We start from the raw sequence: 17,829 nt of genomic DNA, 5'->3' as shown, positions 1-17,829 counted from the left end.
TTCTTATCTCACCCGCCGATCCAGCCGCCAAATATCAATAATGGAGCGCAAAAAACGAATCGAATCCTTCCAGACATGGATGTGCGATCCGTCCCGATCAATACACTTGACGGGTAATTGCAGCACCCGAAGCTGGAGTCGCTTGGCAATAAACATCATTTCCAGATCCAACGCCAGTCCAAGCTGTTCCTTCAAATGCGGGAACATCCGCTTCACAGCAACGGAACTCATCACTTTAAGCCCTGTCTGGGAATCCACTACGCCTGTCGGTAAAAACGGCCGGGAAATGACACGTTTGCCAAAGCTGACTACAGATCGTAATAAGGAACGGTTTTCAGCGGTCATGTCTTTGGTTCCAATCACCACATCATAGTAGCCCTGCCTAACGACATTAATCATTCTGGCAATATCCTCAATAAAAAAGGAGTCGTCCGCGTCCACAAATACGTAGTAATCCGCGCCGATGGTGCGCATCCCTTCCAGATACGTTCCTGCTTTGCGGGTATTGCGTCCCAGTTCCCTGGTTTGAAGCAGCGGACTCAGATTCTGATTAATCCGGTTCACGGACAGGTCTGTCGCCGCCTCCAGCGCTTTGATCAAGGCATTCGTGCCATCATGACTGCCATCATCAATGAGATAAATAGAGCCCTCCACAATATGACTGCGGATAAAAGCTTGCAGCCGTTCAGCAAACTTCTTGACATGAACAAAACGCTGCTCCTCGTTATATACAGACAAGATGAAAGCAATATGCTGGCTTTTGGCCGAATACTCGGGATAGAGCAAGCTTTGAATTTCGGAAAGCATCTCTTCGTTGTCATTGGCTTGCCAAAACAGCAAGCGCAAGCGGCCTATTCCGGTAATCTGCACCATATGCTGATCACTGAACGGATGCGATACATCCGTCACCAGTAACAGCGGCATCTGCGGAAAGCGACTACGGATCTGATTCGCTACCCGTACAGCCTGTCCAGGCTCCCTGTAATCAATCAGGCAGCAGCATGCGTCCTCATAAGCTGAAGTGACCTCCTGATCCTCGCACTGTATATACTCGTAAAAATAAATCACGTTGGGATAATCAATAGCCCTGTGGTTATCGCTAAAAATGGCTATAGGTCCCTGCACACAAACATCTCCTTTTCCTCCGGGTAATTCTATTTTGTTGAAAAGTAATTAAAAATGTTTGTTTAAAGGGATTAAACATGGCTGCTAATCCTTCATATTTTTTTAACAAAATATCTGACATGCCATGATACATATGGATAGTGTCGAATTGAGACTGATATTTCACATTTAGCAGAAAACAAGCATTTAGACCTACTTTCCCCTGTAAAAATAAGTGTCAAAAGGCCTTGTATTCCATTCTTCATATATAGTTCTTTTTAATCAAAATCAGAATGTATTATGGTTATTTTGTCATATAAAAATAGACGAATAAAACAGATTTACACGTCCATACTATGGGCAACATGTCATCTTTCGACACGAATGGTCATCAATACGAAATGAAAGAAGGTTATTCTTATGGAAGCATTTTATATAAATAGGGACGGATCATTATCTACTCCGCTACGGGGAAAGGATGTATTAGCCAATCCACTTTTGAACAAAGGGGTCGCTTTTACCGATGAGGAACGCAAAGAACTGGGTCTTGAAGGAATTCTTCCGCCAACCATCCTTTCTCTGGAGAAACAGAGCGTCCGGGCATACCAGCAATTTTTGGCACAACCGACCATGCTGCGCAAAAACGCTTCCCTGAACGATCTTCACAATCGAAATGTCGTGCTATATTATCGATTGCTAACCGACCATTTGAGCGAGATGCTGCCCGTTGTCTACACACCTACGGTGGGGACCGCGATTCAGGAATATAGTCATGAGTATAATCGCCCTGGAGGTGTCTATTTGTCGATTGATAATCCGAACGGCATCGGACAAGCATTCTATAATTCTGGCTTGAGCGGTGAGGATGTAGATCTGATTGTAGTGACGGATTCCGAAAGTATTTTGGGGATCGGTGACTGGGGCGTGGGAGGCATTAATATTGCCATTGGCAAGCTGGCTGTATACACGGCTGCGGCAGGAATTCACCCGGGACGGGTGCTACCGATTGTGCTGGATGTGGGTACGAACAATGAAAAACTGCTGAATGATCCGCTGTATATCGGAAACCGCCATAAACGGGTTCGCGGAGAGGCTTACAACCAGTTTATTGATACCTTTATCAGCAAAACGTTAGCTCAATTCCCAAAGGCGCTTTTGCATTGGGAAGACGTGGGTAGCGTGAATGCACGCCATATTATCGGAAAATACGGTCAAAGTATTCTCACGTTTAACGATGACATTCAGGGTACGGGAGCCGTAACCTTGGCTGCAATTCTTTCGGCGGTAGGCGTCACCAAGGTTCCGCTGCGTGAGCAACGAATACTGGTCTTCGGCCCGGGAGCAGCGGGAATCGGCAACGCCGACCAAATCCGGTTAGCCATGATCGTGGACGGCCTTGCAGAGAAGGATTCCTTCAAGTCGTTCTGGGCCTTTGATTATCGAGGTCTGCTCACAGACGATATGGAAGATGTATTGGATTATCAGAAGCTGTATGTGCGCAAAAAAGAAGAAGTCAGCTCATGGACACGGTCTGATGACGGCAAAATACCGCTGCTGGAGGTCATTCGTCAGGTAAAACCTACGATATTAATCGGAACCTCCGGCGTAGCGGGTGCCTTTACCGAAGAGATTATCAAAGAAATGGCCAAGCATGTGGAGCGTCCCATTATTATGCCGATGTCTAACCCTACGAACCTTGCGGAAGCTGTTCCGGAGGATTTGATCCGATGGACAGATGGCAAAGCACTGATCGCTACCGGAAGTCCCTTTGAACCTGTCAGCTATAACGGAACGAAATTTGAAATTGGACAGGCGAATAATGCCTTTGTTTTCCCGGGGCTTGGTCTGGGCGCAATTGTGGTCCGAGCTAAGAGAATTACACCCGCCATGTTTACCGCTGCGGCAGACGCTGTTGCCAATGGGGTAGACACCGATCAACCCGGAGGCGCATTGCTTCCCAACATCCGAAAATTACGGGATGTTTCATACGCTGTTGCGGTTGCAGTAGGAAAAGCCGCGATTCAGGATCAGGTGGCTCAGGCACGCATTTCAGATATCGAGCAAGCCGTTCGGGATGCGATGTGGAAGCCGGAATATGCGAAGGTAAAAGCAGTGGAAAACGTAATACACCACCCGCATTAATAGGGCTTTCAGGAGGAAAAATCCATGAGTGTCGGACATATCTTTTACATTTTGGTGCCTATTTTCTTCGTTATTATTTTAGGGTGGTTGGCAGGCCATTACAAAAGCTTCGATGCCTCTTCCTCGAAAGCCCTAAATTCACTGGTTACCAAATTTGCGCTGCCCGCGCATTTATTTATCGGCATTACGACCACCAGCAGGAAATCCCTTATCGAGCAATGGCCTTTCTTGCTGGCTCTGTTCATTGGTATTGTCGGCTTTTATGTCGTCCTCCTGCTGGTGGGTCGGTTTGCGGTGAAGCAATCGGTAAAGGATGCATCCATGTTTGCTTTGAACTCGGCCCAGCCGACATTTGCCTTTATGGGCATTCCGGTACTAGGTGCCATCTACGGTTCCTCTGCTGTAGCCATTCCGATTGCACTTACGGGGATCGTAGTCAATGCCGTTCTTGATCCAGCGGCTACCATTATAGCTACCGTCGCCAGCCGGAACTCAGGCAAAGAGCGGAATGGTCATCTCGGGAAGCTTGTTTGGGACTCCATTCTCCACGGCTTAAGAGAACCGCTGGCGCTGGTGCCGCTTATTGGTGTTATTTTGACCTTGTTCGGCTTCCACTCCCCGGATTTGCTGAACAAATCGTTCAATCAAATTGGCGATATTACGTCCGGGGCCGCTTTATTCGCGGTCGGTGTGACCATTGGCGTGCGCAACATCAGTTTCAGCATAATCGCCATTGCCATCGCGCTGTTAAAAACGATTGTACAGCCTCTATTGATGCTGCTGATTGCCTACCTGTGCGGCCTTTCGTCTGCCGATACGGTGAAGGCGGTATTACTCGTTTCCTTCCCAGGCTCAGCTGTCGCTGCCATGATTGCTACACGTTTTGAAAGTCTGGAATCGGAAACGGCCTCTGCTTTTGTCATTAGTGCGGTCATTTCTCTTGCTACACTGCCTGTGCTGATTTCCCTGCTGGTGTGAATCATTTCCTATTAGACATTGGAGCTTGCCGCAAATTCCTTCGTGTAGATAGAACTGACCATTAACACTAGAGTGGCTCCAGGTCAAGCACAAACTGCCGCAGAGCGAATGGATGACGGTTTGACATAACGTATGAACGAATGTACAGTAATAGTCAAAAGAATAGGAAGTCCACTAGGGGAGCCGCTTATGGCTGAGACAAGAACGTATCTTGGACCCTTTGAACCTGATCTAGTTCGTACTAGCGTAGGAAAGTGGAGCCTTCGTATATAAGGTCCCTCGTGCTTTTTTGCGCATTGGACCTATGATGAAGCCGCTCCAGTTTTCGGGGCGGCTTTTTAGCGCTGTTCCGGAATTGCATTCTTGCGGGACTTCCTGCTCTTCATTTTGTTGGAGGTGGGGAAATGAGCTTTACACAAGAGCTCCGTCGGCAGGCGGATGGCATTTTTCAAGCGATTTTTGAGCATCCCTTTGTGAGAGGTATTGCTGAAGGGAGTTTGACAAGAGAACAGCTGATTCACTATGTAAAACAGGACTTTGAATATCTGAACGCCTACATGCGGATATACGGCATTGCGATCTCCAAATGCACGAGCCGGGAGGACATAGCTGCATTTAACGAACAAATCTCTTTTATCCTCCACAGTGAGATTCATCCGCATCAAAATTTCTGCGCTGTCGCAGGTGTGACCTATGAAGAGTTGCAGGGATATCCGCTTGCTCCGTCCGCTCACCATTATATCCGCCACATGCTGACGGTCGCGCATGAGGGCAGTCTTGGCGAGATCATGGCCGTGCTGCTGCCGTGTCCGTGGACATATCTTGAGATTGGCCGCAGGCTGCTGGATGAGGTAAGGCCGGACGAGTCCCACCCGTTCTATGAATGGATCAACTTCTACCAGTCTGAAAATCTAACAACCAAGTTTCGAGAACGTGTGGATGCTTGGGCGGAAGGCGCAACGGCTGCCGAGCGGGAACGGATAATTGAGCATTTTATGCTGAGCTGCCAGCTGGAATATATGTTCTGGGATATGGCTTATAAGCAGGAAGAATGGCCGGTCCAGATGCAGGCTGCGGTCGGGTCAACGATATGAGTACATGGGAAAAGGATTGTTCGGAGCTTCTGACAAAGGTACACAGCAGCAACCCCCTCGTTCACAATATGACCAATGTGGTGGTCACCAACTTTACAGCTAACGGCCTATATGCGCTGGGCGCTTCGCCGGTGATGGCTTATGCACCCGAGGAAGTTGCGGATATGGCAAAAATAGCAGGTGCCGTCGTTTTAAACATCGGTACGCTGAACCGCGAACTGGTCGATGCCATGATCACTGCCGGACAATCGGCGAATGAACATGGCGTTCCGGTTCTGCTAGATCCGGTCGGTGCGGGAGCAACTCACTTTAGAACTGAGTCGGCATTGCGAATCCTGAGTGAAGTCAAAATCTCACTGGTACGGGGCAATGCGGCCGAAGTCGCACATCTTATCGGGGAAGCCCATGAAATTAAAGGCGTAGATGCTGGTGACAGCCCGAGCAGCAATCATGTCGATCTGGCAATTCGAGCTGCGCGGGCACTCAGTACCATCGTTGTCATCACTGGAAAAGAGGACGTCATCACCGATGGATCTAGTGCACGAATGATTTGCGGCGGAGACGCGCTGCTTACGAAGGTAACCGGAGCAGGCTGCCTGCTGACCTCTGTGTTGGGCGCTTTTGCCGCCGTTGAATCTAATCTGCTGCTCGCAGGGACAGCAGGCTTGGCATTTTACAGTGCAGCGGCTTCCCGGGCCGCCGCACGCACAGCAGACCTGGGACCCGGCAGCTTCCAAATTGCCTTTCTCGACGAGCTAGCTCAACTGCATACGGGCTCGCTGATGGGGCATGTATCAGTTCGTGAAAGCGGAACAACGACAGCAGGTGGTACGCGATGACAGACGTTCTTGTACCCAGAGCACTGACGATTGCCGGTTCGGACAGCGGTGGCGGGGCCGGGATTCAGGCCGATCTCAAAACCTTCCAGGAGCTTGGCGTATACGGCATGTCGGCGATTACGGCCGTTACCGTACAGAACACCTTGGGGGTTCACGGCGTATATCCGCTGCCACAAGAGGCGGCAGCCGAGCAGATTGAAGCGGTAGGATCAGACCTTGGCGTGGATGCCCTGAAGACTGGCATGCTGTTTGATGCAGGCATCATCCGTCTTGTGAGCGAGCAGATCCGAAAGTTCGGCTGGAAAAAGGTCGTCGTCGATCCCGTGATGATTGCCAAGGGAGGCGCAGAGCTGCTGCAATCGGAAGCAGTGCAGGCTTTGCAGGACGACCTGCTCCCCTTGGCCCTGGTTGTTACGCCGAATATCCCGGAAGCGGAAGCCCTGACAGGGATCAGCATCCGTACGATGGAGGATCGCCGGGAGGCTGCGAGACATATTAGCAATATGGGTCCAAAATTCGTCGTGATCAAGGGCGGTCACGCTGACGAAAGCGAGAACAGCGGGCAGATTGTTGATCTGCTCTTTGACGGAGCCACCTTTACAGAGCTACGCGGCAAGCGGGTACGGACTGTCCATACACACGGAACAGGGTGTACCTTCTCGGCAGCGATCACCGCCGAACTAGCAAAAGGGATGTCTGTACCGGAGGCTATCTCGAAGGGTAAAGCCTTTATCCAGGCGGCGATTGAGGAACCTTTGCATCTTGGACAGGGACATGGCCCCACCAATCATTGGGCCTTCCGCCGTCGTCAGGAGATGCTTCTATGAGCAGCAGAATATTGTCAGAGGCGGTGCGCCGCCATCTACAGATGTACCTGGTGCTTGGAAGCGTGAATTGCCTCGCGGAACCAGGCTGGGTTGTGCAGGAGGCTCTGGCTGGCGGCGCAACCATGGTCCAGTTCCGGGAAAAGGGCCGTGGTGCATTAACAGGCGCCCCTATGATTGAACTGGCACGCCGGCTACAAGACCAGTGCCGCCGTATGGGGATTCCCTTCATCGTGAATGACGATGTAGAGCTGGCTCTTGAGCTTGACGCCGACGGCGTTCACATCGGCCAAGACGACGAATCGGCCGATTCCGTCCGCGAGCGGATCGGAAACCGGATTCTCGGCGTCTCCGCCCATACGATTGAGGAAGCCCGCCGCGCCATCCTGCAAGGTGCAGACTATCTCGGCGTGGGGCCTATCTATCCGACCATCTCCAAGGATGATGCCAACGCCGTGCAGGGTCCGGCCATATTGCATGAGCTGCGCAAAGCGGGAATGGATGTGCCGATCGTCGGGATCGGGGGCATTACGGTGGATCGTGTAGAGGAAGTGGTACGTGCGGGTGCGGATGGTGTAGCAGTGATTTCGGCCGTGACGCGGGCAGAGCAAATTCGGACTGCGGTCGAGGAATTGAAGAAAAAGGTAGTGTTGTACATCTAACATCCGGAGGTGTCTTAAAAACCATACAATAGCAAATGGGAAAGCATCTTGCTTTTGTGTGCAAACGGACCGTTGTTCCAGTCGCTATTGTCTTCAGATGATCAGATACTTTTTGGATAACACAAAAATGGGGAGCGGAATAATCTGCTTCCCGCTGCCCAATTTATTTTCGATTTTGACTTAAAATAAATTTGCTACTTCTCAGCAGCATGAGCAATTCCTTGATAGTGATGAGCAAGGGCTTTGTGATAATATTCTTTTTCGGCAAACTGAAAAAACAACACTGGATTGTTCGCGTTAGCCATTTTCATACGTTCAAAATGCTCCGCCTTTACAAAATTTTGACCAGCGAGTTGATTAGGGTCGTTATACGTATACATATCACGGTAAAAAACTGTATTGTACAAAATATACACTCCCTGTCTTGTTTTGATGTGTAGACAATAACACTGTATGGTAAACACCCAGTTATGGTCACATGATAAGAGCCCAAAGGTCGGCGTGGGGCCCATCTATCCGACCATCTCCAAGGATGATGCCCATGCCGTGCAGGGGCCGGTGATATTGCACAAGCTGCGCAAAGCGGGAATTCATGTGCCGATCATCAAACATCCGGGGGTGTCCCAAGAACTATAAAATGCTATGTATTTTCCTTCGTAGTTTCACACCGTTTTTAAATGAAGAGAGCTGTCTCAGTTGTAGAAAAACCTCCAAATTAATTAATTCATCTTGTGCCGATCCCTATTGATCCACCTTCTGATAGCAATAAACAAAAAAGTAAAAAGCGCAACGAAAAAAATGATACCCACTATTACTATAATCAGAGCAGTAGTCATACTTAACAACTCCTTCCTTTTTCGCTCGTATATCCGTGAAGGCTACCGACGATCTGCACACTGATATTGTATAATAATTGTAAATGGAGTGAGGGGAGAAAACTATGCTGAACAAGCTGAAGAATCCATTTTTTCTTATTCTGATAATTTTCTTGGCTACCTTAATAGTGCGAATTATATATTATAATCCACCCCATTATATTTATGATTGGTTGATGGGTGCATATGCCATCCGTTTGATTGGTCGGACGATGTACGAAAAATACCAGAATAATCATAGGACCCGTATTATAACCGATACGATTGTAGAACTGATAATGCTTATGATCTCATTTGGAATTATCCTATTTTTATTTATCTCACAAGAAACATGGTGGCATAAGTCGCTTTTTCTAATTGGAGAATCCCAATTCCTTATTTATAGCGGCGTAACTTTTAAAGAGATCATACAAAAAGAACGGAATTGATCTGTCCCTCTTTTTGTATGTTTACTGCTGTACATAATTCATTTTATAAGGAGGCCTTTATGAAAATACAAAAAAAATACGTGCTAAGTTTCATAATCCTTTTTGTAGTAATCGTTGTTATAAGAGTCATTTTTGCATCTAAAATAACTATAACCTTTAAGGAAGCGGCTTTGGGGCAAGTATATTTGGAAGAAATTGATACAATTGAACTCATTAAATCAGATGATAATTCTACAAACGAAAGAAAGATAACCGTGTCAGATCCTAAAGTAATTCATCTAATAATAAATGAACTTTCGCAAGTACAGCTAAAAAAATCCAATTCAGGTTCCCCCTCGTCCGACTCGTACTGGATCACTATAAGATCAAAACAAGAAAGAAAACTTGGATTAACCATTTTAGGAGAGAAAAATATAGTAATTTATAAATACAATTCAGCCAATCCTAAAAATAGCATTGTTTCATATGAAATTGTTAGCAGGTATAATGGAAAACTAATACAAGATTTATTCGAATAAATTTTGTTGTAAAAAATAAAAGATGACCGCTTGTCTTAACCAAGGCAAGTGAAACCAGGTATACACCGAGGACCAGGAAGGATAATAGTCTGGCACATCTCGCCATCGTGCCCAGGTACAGGCACCCTACAAGCTGGCTACATGCTTCTTCACACTTGTTCCGAATTCAATGGACTGAACCAGGTTAAGTACGAATTGTTTGAGAAGATAATTGAATTTAATATCAAGGATAAGGCTAAGAATCCGAATTTTTGGCGGCAATAGCATAATATCGAAGGAGGAAAACATGGAGGTTTTTGCGAAATATTTGGCAGGTATCGATAACCCCGACCACCGCGACCGAACAGAGGAAATTTTGGCGTGGATCGCCAATAAATTCCTAAATTTAAAACCTCAAATCAAGTGGAATACGCCAATGTTTTCAGATCACGGCACATTTATCATCGGCTTTTCCACAGCGAAGCATCATTTGAGCGTTTCACCCGAAGAAGTAGGTATTGCGCACTTTGCCGATGACATTGCACAAGCTGGCTACAGCGCTACCAAAGGCTTGCTTCGAATTCCGTGGAATAAGCCGGTAAATTACGAATTGCTTGAGAAAATGATTGAATTTAATATTCAGGATAAAGCAGAATATACGAATTTTTGGCGGAAATAATGTATCAAGCCTTATCAAAAAACGCATGACACGAAAAAATGTCATGCATTTTTTGCAACTCAATTAAGGAGCCGACGGTTCTATAGTAGCCGTATGCGAACGCCCGTCAAAATACTTCCCCAGTGTGCGAAGAAAATAAAGTATTAGACTGGAGTCATTGATTTAACGCGGTTTTTGAATTGAATAATCTGTAGCTTATAAAAATTAAGTTTTAGACTGATCCATAAATAAAATCAGCGGTAGTCTAAGACTTGATAAATAAAGTATTAGACTTCTGCCGCTGTTGTCGTTGAACTAACGTTTCCCGTTAGTTCAGTCATGTAGTATTTCTTCAATATTAATAAAAAGGCTGATACCTTTAAAAGGGTATCAGCCTTTTTTATGTTGCTCGACAAACTGGAAGTTTGATCAATGGTATTCGGATAAACTCTAGCTAAAAATCTAGTCTTACCTGTCTTTAATATTCATCGACTATCTTTATTATATTTCCTGTATTTTTCTGCCCAATTTGCAAATGTTTCAATCACAGGTAAAAATTCACTCCCTATTTCAGTTAGATAGTATTCCACTTTTGGTGGTACTTGTTTATAGACTTCACGATGCACGAGTCCGTATTGTTCAAGCATGCGAAGCTCCTTTGTGAGGTTAGCTTCTGTAATATATGGCACTCTCCTTTTAATTTCTCCAAATCGAAGGGTGCCCTGACCTAAAAAGTAGATAATGACCATTGACCATTTTCCATTGATTATCTTTTGTACATCTGCCACAGGACAGCTCAAATCTACGATTTCACTATCTTTCTGTTCCATATTCCCTCCATTACTATCATATTTGATAGTACCTATCAAAAAATAACGTACTTTTCAATAAAATATGTATCAAATATATTATATGTAACAACGAATATATGCAACTATAAAAAATAAATAGTAAGTAAGGAGAATCTATAATGAGAAAAATCTTATTAAATGAATATGGAACTGTAGATGTTCTTCATGAAATCAAGGAGCCCGTCCCAACCCCTGGCAAAGGAGAGATACAGATAAAGCTTGTTGCAACAAGCGTTAATGATACAGATATTTTAATCAGGCAAAATGGCCCCTTCCCTACTATGCCCAAAGAATTACGACCTATTCTTCCACACATGCTTGGTGTGGACTTCTCTGGAATTATTACCGCAGTTGGTGAGGGTGTAAGCAAATACCACGTTGGTGATCACGTAATTGGCCTTACAATGAGTGGCACTTATGCTGAGTATCTCATTCTCGACGAAAACAGTCTCCTGGCTAAAGTACCATCAGACCTAGACCTTGTCCCTCTTGGCGGCTTATACGTAACAGCTGCCACTGCTTGGGCTGCTATTGTTTCAAATGGAAAAGTAGAGTCAGGTCAAAAAGTTTTAATTCATGGTGCTGCCGGAGGGGTTGGTAGTATGGCCGCGCAGCTCGCCAAACATTTCGGGGCTTCTGTAATTGGAACAGCTGGCTCCTATTCAAAAGAATACTTGGTGGAATTAGGTGTAGATGAAGTAATCGATTATAGAAGCCAAGATTTTACCAAACTAGTTTCTAATGTAGATCTGGTCGTTAATATAACAGGTCCTACAACTCTCGAGCAAAGCTATCAAGTAGTAAAGAAAGGGGGACGACTCACTTCTACAAATGGTGTTCCAGACAAAGAAAAAGCCGCAAAAATGGGTATTGAGGCGTCATATACAATGGGAATGATTTCCCCAGAAGACCTTACTTCAATCATCCGCTTGTATAGCGAAGGAATACTGAAATTAAACATTACCAAAAAGTACCGATTTACGTTAGATTCGATTAAACAAGCTCATTTAGATTTTGAAAAAGGCCCCAATCAAGGGAAAAGAATTATTGAATTTGATAAAAACGAATGAGGAGATCCAAATGAAAAATCAACTAATTATCACTAATCTAAGTAAAGAGTTACCTGACGATCCAGCTCTATTGACTCAACATATGGAATATTTTAAAAATTTAGCTGAAAACGGTAAGTTCTTATTAGTTGGTACTGGCGACTTCAATGGCATTGGGGGTATTTATGTAGCGGTAACATCCAATGAAGAGGCAAAAGTTATTATTCAAAATGAACCACTCTTTTTAGGCGGTTATATGAACTATACCATCACTGAAATTGATGTGGTATTTTCATATCCTGGATTAGAGGAGTTGCTTAAGTGAAAAATTAACTATATATACAAAAAGGGACTCTTACGGGTTAAGTGGTAGTCCCTTCTTGCTTTTTATTCTGACTGGGGAAGTATTGTCAGTCTACAACTTTATTTACTTAGTCTATCACTTTATTTTCTTTTGACACCCAGCACATCAAAATACCACGCATCCTCTAGGCTCTCTTTTTCATTACATTTTAGGAAGAAGAACGCCCCTCATTTCTCTTATTCTTCTCCAGGGATTTGATTGGAGTTATTGATTTTATTAATACTTATGTTTAGACCGAGCTTTCAAAAATAGATAACATACATTATTCTTAAATTCCAAGCAATCGGATACTTGTTTTCTATATCTTTTGGCCTTGCGTGTCCCGTGAATGAGATTGGACAATCTGGAAGCCGGAATCTGATATGTAGTGCAAAACGTTTTCTGATCCATTCTTTTCTCGATCAGTTTTTGTTTGATCTCCCATCCAAAAGGGGTTACAGGATTTCGTTGATTCAGCCTTATGACCTCCACATCTGGAGACCGCCAATGGACCGCTGGTCCGTACTTTGGCGGTGCTGCCAGGCAAGCAGGACGTAGCGTGTGAACACAATTGTCGTATGGCTAACGAGCAAATCGTATGAACGACCTTGAAACTCTTTTTGAAGTCGCAGCAGCGATTTAGCGCACTTGAAGAAGACCTCAATATCCCACCGCATTCTGTAAATTCGGATGATCTCCTGAGCAGTTAAACTCAGATCGGTCGAGAGAATAGCGAGCCACTCGTTTTTCTTGGAACGATGACGGACAAATACCACTGTCACCGGAATATCTGGAGCCAGTTCCGTCCGGATTTGACGTAGGATGTTGGTATTTTTGCCTTCGACACGAGTCGCAGCAGTATATAGTTCTCGCAGACACAGTCGCTGTGCATTCACCAAGTAGCGTTTGTTATCGTTCTTTACCATGCCGATCACATGCAACGCACGACGGGTTACTTCTTGAATCAGCGGCGCATGCGTAAACCAACTGTCCATCAGGACATATGTCGCGGAAACGCCGGCTTGAATAGCGCGATCCAGCATCTCGGCGATGACTTGAGGGGCGGATCGCAGAGCTTCTTCACGACGTTTGTAGCCATGGGTACGCTTATCGATTCCCTGCATCATCCCGTTAATGGCGGATTTCGCGGAACTAAGCAGGGCAAAGTCCATGGGGATAAACGAGTGACCGTCGGACCAGCCCATCGTAAGTAAGCATGCGAAAACCTTTATAGTAGCTCCCTGTCGCATGGTCCTTGAAGCGCGCCAGCATTTCTACGGCTTTACTCCGATTGCGTTCGAACATAATCGTCAAAGATGAAAGCAGTCTCCCGATGTTCCGAAGTTAGGTTTTCGACTCGCTGTACGGTATCGCTGCTTAGCGATAGCAAAAAACGTCGCCACGCGTACCCGCCGTGATTGAGAAACCGATACACCGTATCTTTTCTGGGGAATGATTCGCCTTTGCTGCTCTCCAGCAAACGGAGCCAGTTCTTTTGGCAGTTGATCAATTGGTTTCTTTTGCTCTATCATATAGAGGACACCTCTTCTGTATGGTAGTGCTTGCTCGACACTCTCACTTTACCAAGCGAAGCGGTGTTTTTCTATTTTGCAAGAGGGTTATTTAACCTCTTAAAAACCAAGTAACTACAATGATTCAAACCGATTTTCGCAGCTAAAATTGCCGAACAAACCCTTGATGTACAAGGGCAAATCAGCCATCCATTGCTGGAGTTGGCAAGCTATCCGTCAAGTGCGCAAACTTACTTTTGAGACATCTCATCTCACTAAGCAAGAGGTTTATCCAATGTTTTTCGATATGACGATTTTCCCCCGTTTCGGCAGCTCTTCGCTTCTGTGATACGCCTGAAGCAGGCCTTGAGCAGTAAAGGGATAGGTCTCATCGATATGGATATTCAATTTATTCTCTTTCATATGGCGAACAATGGATTCAAAATCGGTACGGTTAGGTCTTGCCTGGAAGAAACATGCGGCAATGTCGCGGACCTTCGGATATTGATTGATCGCGAATGCCACCACTGAAATATAGGTCCCGCCATCCTTGATGACCGAGTAGTTCTTCTTTCCGATTTCTCCCGGTAACCCGGTACCGAAAGTGGATTGGTCCATAGCGGAATCCAATACGATATCAACAGGATCTGTTATTTGGGTGGCAAAGTCGACTTTCGTGTAGTCGAACACCTCGTCAGCACCGAGTCCTTTGACGAAATCATGATTATAGTCCCTCGCGGTTGCGATAACATATGCTCCATGTTGCTTGGCCAACTGGACCGCCGCATGTCCCACTCCTCCGGCGCCGGCTTGAACAAGGATGCGTTGTCCCGGTTGAAGACGGCCATGCTCAAACAGCGCTTGCCAAGCTGTCAGGGCAACCGTAGGCGCGGCGCCTGCCTCTTCGAAGGAAAGACTCTCAGGAATAACGGCAAGAAGATCTTCCTCCACCGCAACATAGTCCATGTAGGAACCCCTCTGAACCATGCCCATGACACGATCCCCCGGCTTGAAATGACGCACTTTTCCGCCAACCTCTTTTACAATGCCGGCTACTTCATTACCAAGAACAAGCGGCAATTGAAAAAATTGAGCTGGAAATTTATCCGCCATCGGACTCTGAAGTATCGCGCCGCTGCGAAATAAAATATCTGCGGGATTGATGGAAGAGGCGCGCATTTCGATGAGAACCTGTGTGTCGGTGAGTGCGGGGATTGGCACTTCCAGTTCCTCTAGCACTTCGGGGATTCCAAAGCTTGTCAAAGCAATAGCTTTCATGATTATCCTCCTCTTAAATTGAACATACGTTGATTTTTCAACTGTCGCTGTTTCTAGTGTGTTAACTGGGCCAAATCCTTGCATTATCCGTAAATTGCTTTCCCACTGGGGAGGGAATATCAACCGTTTCCCGTCCTTTATGGAGCCTAAGGTGATGTCATCGCCGGTCGGATATCATTTTATGAAACATCTCGTCTAATAACATTATTTCTGCTTTTTGGCTGATGGCATGGTTCCCAAGCTTTACATCAATTATGAAGTCATTGCTCAGCATCTGGCGGTAACGGGAAATAATATCGTTGTCAGGCAATTCTCCCATTGCCTTCGTTTCGGGTGGGATTACCGGAATTCCGGCTTGCTCTACCAGGTGAATGTTTTGTTTAATATCTGCGGCGATCTTGCTTAGAGTGCTTACACTTCTTGCCGTCTCTATATCCACCATTCCGTCATTCGTATAGAAATGCTTGTTGACGATAGCCAACGCAGTATGCGAAATATGGAATGCTTGAATGTCTTTTTGGATTTCATAATGCAAATCTACCGATTCAAATATTTGGGCAAGCTCTTTCACTCTTTCGGTCGTTAATCCATTTATTTCACCAAAAATGGTTCCTTGATGTTTTTCGGAACCGAATTGGGCGTATAGAACATCTTCTTTGATGTCTCCACCGGCGCCCGGGAATCCCGGAAGTAAGCGATCGCCCACGATTTCAAGCCAAGAGTCATATCCAATGGTGTTGGTAAAGGTGACGATGGTCTTGCTCCGATTATGCTTGATCGCAGACAGGGCAGATTCGGCCTGATCATATCGTACTGGAACAAAGATAAAATCATAAATGTCGTCGTTATCAAGCTTTTCTATCGTGTTGATCGATATTTTCTTTATCGATCCATTATCGTTGTATTGCAGGCCGTCCCTTTTCAGCGCCTCCAGTCTCTTTCCTCGTGCCAGTATAGTGACGTCCAGTCCCGACTGTGCTAATCGGAGTGCATATACACTACCAATCACGCCGGCGCCAAATATCAAAAGTCTATGTGGTTTGGTGTTCAATATGATCCTTCCTTTCATAGAATTAGTCACAGATTGTTTAAGCAACACCTGTTTGATAAGATAATAATATCGCATGCTTATGATTTCAACCGGCAGAGTTAGATGAAAGTTGCATAGGCAACACATTGTGATAATTGATGTTTAACAAGGAGATATAGAAATGGTAAATCAGGAAGATCCGAGGGTGTTGCGCACACGACAGTTAATTAGGGCAGCGTTCAGAGATTTGTTGCGGAGAAAAGGATTTGATGCAATCACCATCAAAGATATCGCTCAGAAAGCAACCATTAACCGCGCCACCTTTTATGCCCATTTTGAAGATAAATATGCTTTGCTTGACGAAGTCACAGAACAGGCTTTTCATGAAATGATTCCTGAGCAAGTGGCGAATGCACAGGAGTTTACGGATGAAATATGTGACCAGTTGATCTTGCTGACGCACCAATACATCGTGGATTTTTATCGGATCTGCAGAATGGATTCCAATTCGATGGCTACGCTTGTCGATGAAAAAATAAAGAAAATGCTGCAGCAAACCATAGAGAGCATTTCTCTGAAAGGGGATACCCCCCATGGGGCGGACAGGCATCATATAAAAATCATGGCGGCCATGACAGGTTCAGCGATCTATGGCGCTGCGCATTATTGGTTGAATGTCGAGGAGAAGGATCGAACCGATGTGCTTGTAGACATTGTTCGTCCCTATGTAATGAACGGTCTGGGGCTGTATCGCAATGGCGATGAATACAGATGAAAAACGAGACTGGTCAGATAGGGAACGATGGTGTACCATAAGTTACACATCTCTCTTTGTTTGCATGGTTGCTCAACACATCCATGATACCAAACGAAGAAGGTGTTTTTTATCAAGAGAAGTAAATAGATTGATTCAACGCCTACAGACGCAAGGTGTTTAGGTTAATTCGTTGCTGCGAAAATTGAGTTACAAAGGCCATTGAGCAAGGGTTTATTGCCGAGAAAAATCCCATACTTGCTGTTAATATTGTTTGGGCATCACTGCCATATGCGGAAGTCTTCGTGAAGGTTCTTTCAATAGAAGGGTGTTAAAGGCTGTGAAAGAGCTTGCGCCAAAGCATTGGGAGATTCATCACGTTGACTTATCAACGATTCCTCTTTATAATTCTGACATCGAGAGCCAAGGCGATCCCCAGTCGGTTGTCGAATTTGAAGAAAGCATTCGAAAAGCGGACGGTGTACTGATTGTCACCCTGAATACAACATGGGAATTCTAAGCGTTTTGAAAAAACACGAAAAACCGAATGAAACCACCGGAGAATTGGACGACGAATCAACGCTTCGCTATTTGGAAAGATTTCTGACAGCTTTCGAAGAATGAATCTTGTCTTTAAACAAACTTATAAGTGAAAGATGTGAAGGAATTATGACTAATCATAAAGTATACTACGGTAAAGATATCGAGGTAATGTTTAATTCGGAGGTATGCATTCATTCTGGTATTTGCGTAAAAGGCCTCCCTGGTGTTTTTAATTTAAGCAAGCGTCCTTGGGTTAATCCCGATGCTGACACTATGGAGGCAATTGCCCGACATATTGATACCTGCCCAAGCGGAGCACTGACGTATAGACGTCTGGACGGTGAATATTCAACAAAGAAAGAGGGATGA

The 17,829-nt window shown here is 45.4% G+C and carries 20 protein-coding genes, 1 pseudogene and 1 riboswitch; of the genes and pseudogenes, 14 read left to right on the top strand and 7 right to left on the bottom strand.

What is annotated here, in order from left to right; genetic code table 11:
- Positions 1–3: 3 nt before the first annotated feature.
- The gene (locus ACQ4MX_RS21615; protein ID WP_431087250.1) at positions 4–1,125 is read right to left on the bottom strand and encodes a glycosyltransferase family 2 protein; all 1,122 of its coding nucleotides are present in this window, start codon (positions 1,123–1,125) and stop codon (positions 4–6) included.
- Between the two features lie 399 nt (positions 1,126–1,524).
- Here ACQ4MX_RS21615 and ACQ4MX_RS21610 point away from each other — a divergent pair, with 399 nt between their 5' ends.
- The 6 genes from ACQ4MX_RS21610 to thiE all read left to right on the top strand — a co-directional run bounded on the left by ACQ4MX_RS21610 (position 1,525) and on the right by thiE (position 7,643).
- Positions 1,525–3,246, top strand: a complete 1,722-nt coding sequence (locus ACQ4MX_RS21610) for an NAD-dependent malic enzyme (RefSeq protein ID WP_431087248.1) — start codon at positions 1,525–1,527, stop codon at positions 3,244–3,246.
- Between the two features lie 24 nt (positions 3,247–3,270).
- Positions 3,271–4,224 (top strand): AEC family transporter, encoded by a 954-nt coding sequence (locus tag ACQ4MX_RS21605; RefSeq protein WP_431087246.1) that lies wholly within the window; start codon positions 3,271–3,273, stop codon positions 4,222–4,224.
- A gap of 166 nt (positions 4,225–4,390) precedes the next feature.
- Positions 4,391–4,494, top strand: a riboswitch (TPP riboswitch).
- A gap of 134 nt (positions 4,495–4,628) precedes the next feature.
- Positions 4,629–5,318: a thiaminase II gene (gene tenA / locus ACQ4MX_RS21600; RefSeq protein ID WP_431087244.1), complete on the top strand. Its 690-nt coding sequence runs from the start codon at positions 4,629–4,631 to the stop codon at positions 5,316–5,318.
- A complete protein-coding gene (thiM, locus tag ACQ4MX_RS21595; protein WP_431091381.1) occupies positions 5,315–6,157 on the top strand; it encodes a hydroxyethylthiazole kinase in 843 nt (280 codons plus the stop codon). Before tenA ends, thiM begins: the two co-directional genes overlap by 4 nt.
- Entirely contained in the window at positions 6,154–6,984 is an 831-nt protein-coding gene (thiD, locus tag ACQ4MX_RS21590; protein WP_431087242.1) for a bifunctional hydroxymethylpyrimidine kinase/phosphomethylpyrimidine kinase, read from the top strand. The genes thiM and thiD overlap by 4 nt, the downstream gene beginning before the upstream one ends.
- Positions 6,981–7,643: a thiamine phosphate synthase gene (gene thiE, locus ACQ4MX_RS21585; RefSeq protein WP_431087240.1), complete on the top strand. Its 663-nt coding sequence runs from the start codon at positions 6,981–6,983 to the stop codon at positions 7,641–7,643. Before thiD ends, thiE begins: the two co-directional genes overlap by 4 nt.
- A gap of 194 nt (positions 7,644–7,837) precedes the next feature.
- Here thiE and ACQ4MX_RS21580 read toward each other — a convergent pair whose 3' ends face one another.
- The gene (locus ACQ4MX_RS21580; protein ID WP_238533430.1) at positions 7,838–8,059 is read right to left on the bottom strand and encodes a hypothetical protein; all 222 of its coding nucleotides are present in this window, start codon (positions 8,057–8,059) and stop codon (positions 7,838–7,840) included.
- Between the two features lie 85 nt (positions 8,060–8,144).
- Here ACQ4MX_RS21580 and ACQ4MX_RS21575 point away from each other — a divergent pair, with 85 nt between their 5' ends.
- The 3 genes from ACQ4MX_RS21575 (at position 8,145) to ACQ4MX_RS21565 (ending at position 10,122) form a co-directional block, all read left to right on the top strand.
- Positions 8,145–8,279: a hypothetical protein gene (locus ACQ4MX_RS21575; RefSeq protein ID WP_431087237.1), complete on the top strand. Its 135-nt coding sequence runs from the start codon at positions 8,145–8,147 to the stop codon at positions 8,277–8,279.
- 726 nt (positions 8,280–9,005) lie between these two features.
- Positions 9,006–9,464 carry a hypothetical protein gene (locus ACQ4MX_RS21570; protein ID WP_431087235.1) on the top strand — a complete coding sequence of 153 codons (459 nt, stop codon included), beginning with the start codon at positions 9,006–9,008 and terminating at the stop codon, positions 9,462–9,464.
- A 286-nt stretch (positions 9,465–9,750) separates the two neighbouring features.
- Positions 9,751–10,122, top strand: a complete 372-nt coding sequence (locus ACQ4MX_RS21565) for an iron chaperone (RefSeq protein WP_431087233.1) — start codon at positions 9,751–9,753, stop codon at positions 10,120–10,122.
- A 464-nt stretch (positions 10,123–10,586) separates the two neighbouring features.
- Here the strand turns inward: ACQ4MX_RS21565 and ACQ4MX_RS21560 are convergent, their stop codons facing one another.
- On the bottom strand, positions 10,587–10,931 hold the full coding sequence (locus ACQ4MX_RS21560; RefSeq protein ID WP_014277655.1) for a winged helix-turn-helix transcriptional regulator: 345 nt from the start codon (positions 10,929–10,931) through the stop codon (positions 10,587–10,589).
- 140 nt (positions 10,932–11,071) lie between these two features.
- On the opposite strand from ACQ4MX_RS21560, the gene ACQ4MX_RS21555 reads away from it, so the two are divergent.
- Together ACQ4MX_RS21555 and ACQ4MX_RS21550 are read left to right on the top strand one after the other, a co-directional pair.
- Positions 11,072–12,022, top strand: a complete 951-nt coding sequence (locus tag ACQ4MX_RS21555; protein WP_431087231.1) for an NADP-dependent oxidoreductase — start codon at positions 11,072–11,074, stop codon at positions 12,020–12,022.
- Positions 12,023–12,032: 10 nt separating this feature from the next.
- A complete protein-coding gene (locus tag ACQ4MX_RS21550; RefSeq protein WP_431087229.1) occupies positions 12,033–12,326 on the top strand; it encodes a YciI family protein in 294 nt (97 codons plus the stop codon).
- Between the two features lie 255 nt (positions 12,327–12,581).
- Here ACQ4MX_RS21550 and ACQ4MX_RS21545 read toward each other — a convergent pair whose 3' ends face one another.
- The 4 genes and pseudogenes from ACQ4MX_RS21545 to ACQ4MX_RS21530 form a co-directional block, all read right to left on the bottom strand.
- Positions 12,582–12,821, bottom strand: a complete 240-nt coding sequence (locus ACQ4MX_RS21545) for a Rha family transcriptional regulator (RefSeq protein ID WP_081473775.1) — start codon at positions 12,819–12,821, stop codon at positions 12,582–12,584.
- Between the two features lie 20 nt (positions 12,822–12,841).
- Positions 12,842–13,842, bottom strand: a pseudogene (locus tag ACQ4MX_RS21540) (IS4 family transposase); the annotation flags it as partial.
- Between the two features lie 301 nt (positions 13,843–14,143).
- Positions 14,144–15,133 carry an NADP-dependent oxidoreductase gene (locus ACQ4MX_RS21535; protein ID WP_431087227.1) on the bottom strand — a complete coding sequence of 330 codons (990 nt, stop codon included), beginning with the start codon at positions 15,131–15,133 and terminating at the stop codon, positions 14,144–14,146.
- A 157-nt stretch (positions 15,134–15,290) separates the two neighbouring features.
- Complete coding sequence (locus tag ACQ4MX_RS21530; protein WP_431087225.1) at positions 15,291–16,184, bottom strand: ketopantoate reductase family protein; 894 nt, start codon at positions 16,182–16,184, stop codon at positions 15,291–15,293.
- A gap of 160 nt (positions 16,185–16,344) precedes the next feature.
- On the opposite strand from ACQ4MX_RS21530, the gene ACQ4MX_RS21525 reads away from it, so the two are divergent.
- The 3 genes from ACQ4MX_RS21525 (at position 16,345) to ACQ4MX_RS21515 (ending at position 17,829) form a co-directional block, all read left to right on the top strand.
- Complete coding sequence (locus tag ACQ4MX_RS21525) at positions 16,345–16,938, top strand: TetR/AcrR family transcriptional regulator (RefSeq protein ID WP_431087223.1); 594 nt, start codon at positions 16,345–16,347, stop codon at positions 16,936–16,938.
- 253 nt (positions 16,939–17,191) lie between these two features.
- Positions 17,192–17,437 (top strand): NADPH-dependent FMN reductase, encoded by a 246-nt coding sequence (locus ACQ4MX_RS21520; RefSeq protein WP_431087221.1) that lies wholly within the window; start codon positions 17,192–17,194, stop codon positions 17,435–17,437.
- 149 nt (positions 17,438–17,586) lie between these two features.
- A complete protein-coding gene (locus tag ACQ4MX_RS21515; protein ID WP_014277666.1) occupies positions 17,587–17,829 on the top strand; it encodes a (4Fe-4S)-binding protein in 243 nt (80 codons plus the stop codon).

It is taken from the genome of Paenibacillus sp. 8b26 (assembly GCF_050626875.1).
Taxonomy (GTDB): domain Bacteria; phylum Bacillota; class Bacilli; order Paenibacillales; family Paenibacillaceae; genus Paenibacillus.
The sequence above is the reverse complement of the archived record's forward strand: the minus strand, read 5'-3'. Positions and strand labels throughout refer to the sequence as shown.

Excerpts from the sequence above, each read along its gene's own strand:
- ACQ4MX_RS21610 (WP_431087248.1), top strand. The coding sequence starts at position 1,525 with ATGGAAGCATTTTATATAAATAGGGACGGATCATTATCTACTCCGCTA.
- ACQ4MX_RS21605 (WP_431087246.1), top strand. The coding sequence starts at position 3,271 with ATGAGTGTCGGACATATCTTTTACATTTTGGTGCCTATTTTCTTCGTT.
- tenA (WP_431087244.1), top strand. The coding sequence starts at position 4,629 with ATGAGCTTTACACAAGAGCTCCGTCGGCAGGCGGATGGCATTTTTCAA.
- thiM (WP_431091381.1), top strand. The coding sequence starts at position 5,315 with ATGAGTACATGGGAAAAGGATTGTTCGGAGCTTCTGACAAAGGTACAC.
- thiD (WP_431087242.1), top strand. The coding sequence starts at position 6,154 with ATGACAGACGTTCTTGTACCCAGAGCACTGACGATTGCCGGTTCGGAC.
- thiE (WP_431087240.1), top strand. The coding sequence starts at position 6,981 with ATGAGCAGCAGAATATTGTCAGAGGCGGTGCGCCGCCATCTACAGATG.
- ACQ4MX_RS21570 (WP_431087235.1), top strand. The coding sequence starts at position 9,006 with ATGAAAATACAAAAAAAATACGTGCTAAGTTTCATAATCCTTTTTGTA.
- ACQ4MX_RS21565 (WP_431087233.1), top strand. The coding sequence starts at position 9,751 with ATGGAGGTTTTTGCGAAATATTTGGCAGGTATCGATAACCCCGACCAC.
- ACQ4MX_RS21560 (WP_014277655.1), bottom strand. The coding sequence starts at position 10,931 with ATGGAACAGAAAGATAGTGAAATCGTAGATTTGAGCTGTCCTGTGGCA.
- ACQ4MX_RS21555 (WP_431087231.1), top strand. The coding sequence starts at position 11,072 with ATGAGAAAAATCTTATTAAATGAATATGGAACTGTAGATGTTCTTCAT.
- ACQ4MX_RS21550 (WP_431087229.1), top strand. The coding sequence starts at position 12,033 with ATGAAAAATCAACTAATTATCACTAATCTAAGTAAAGAGTTACCTGAC.
- ACQ4MX_RS21535 (WP_431087227.1), bottom strand. The coding sequence starts at position 15,133 with ATGAAAGCTATTGCTTTGACAAGCTTTGGAATCCCCGAAGTGCTAGAG.
- ACQ4MX_RS21525 (WP_431087223.1), top strand. The coding sequence starts at position 16,345 with ATGGTAAATCAGGAAGATCCGAGGGTGTTGCGCACACGACAGTTAATT.
- ACQ4MX_RS21515 (WP_014277666.1), top strand. The coding sequence starts at position 17,587 with ATGACTAATCATAAAGTATACTACGGTAAAGATATCGAGGTAATGTTT.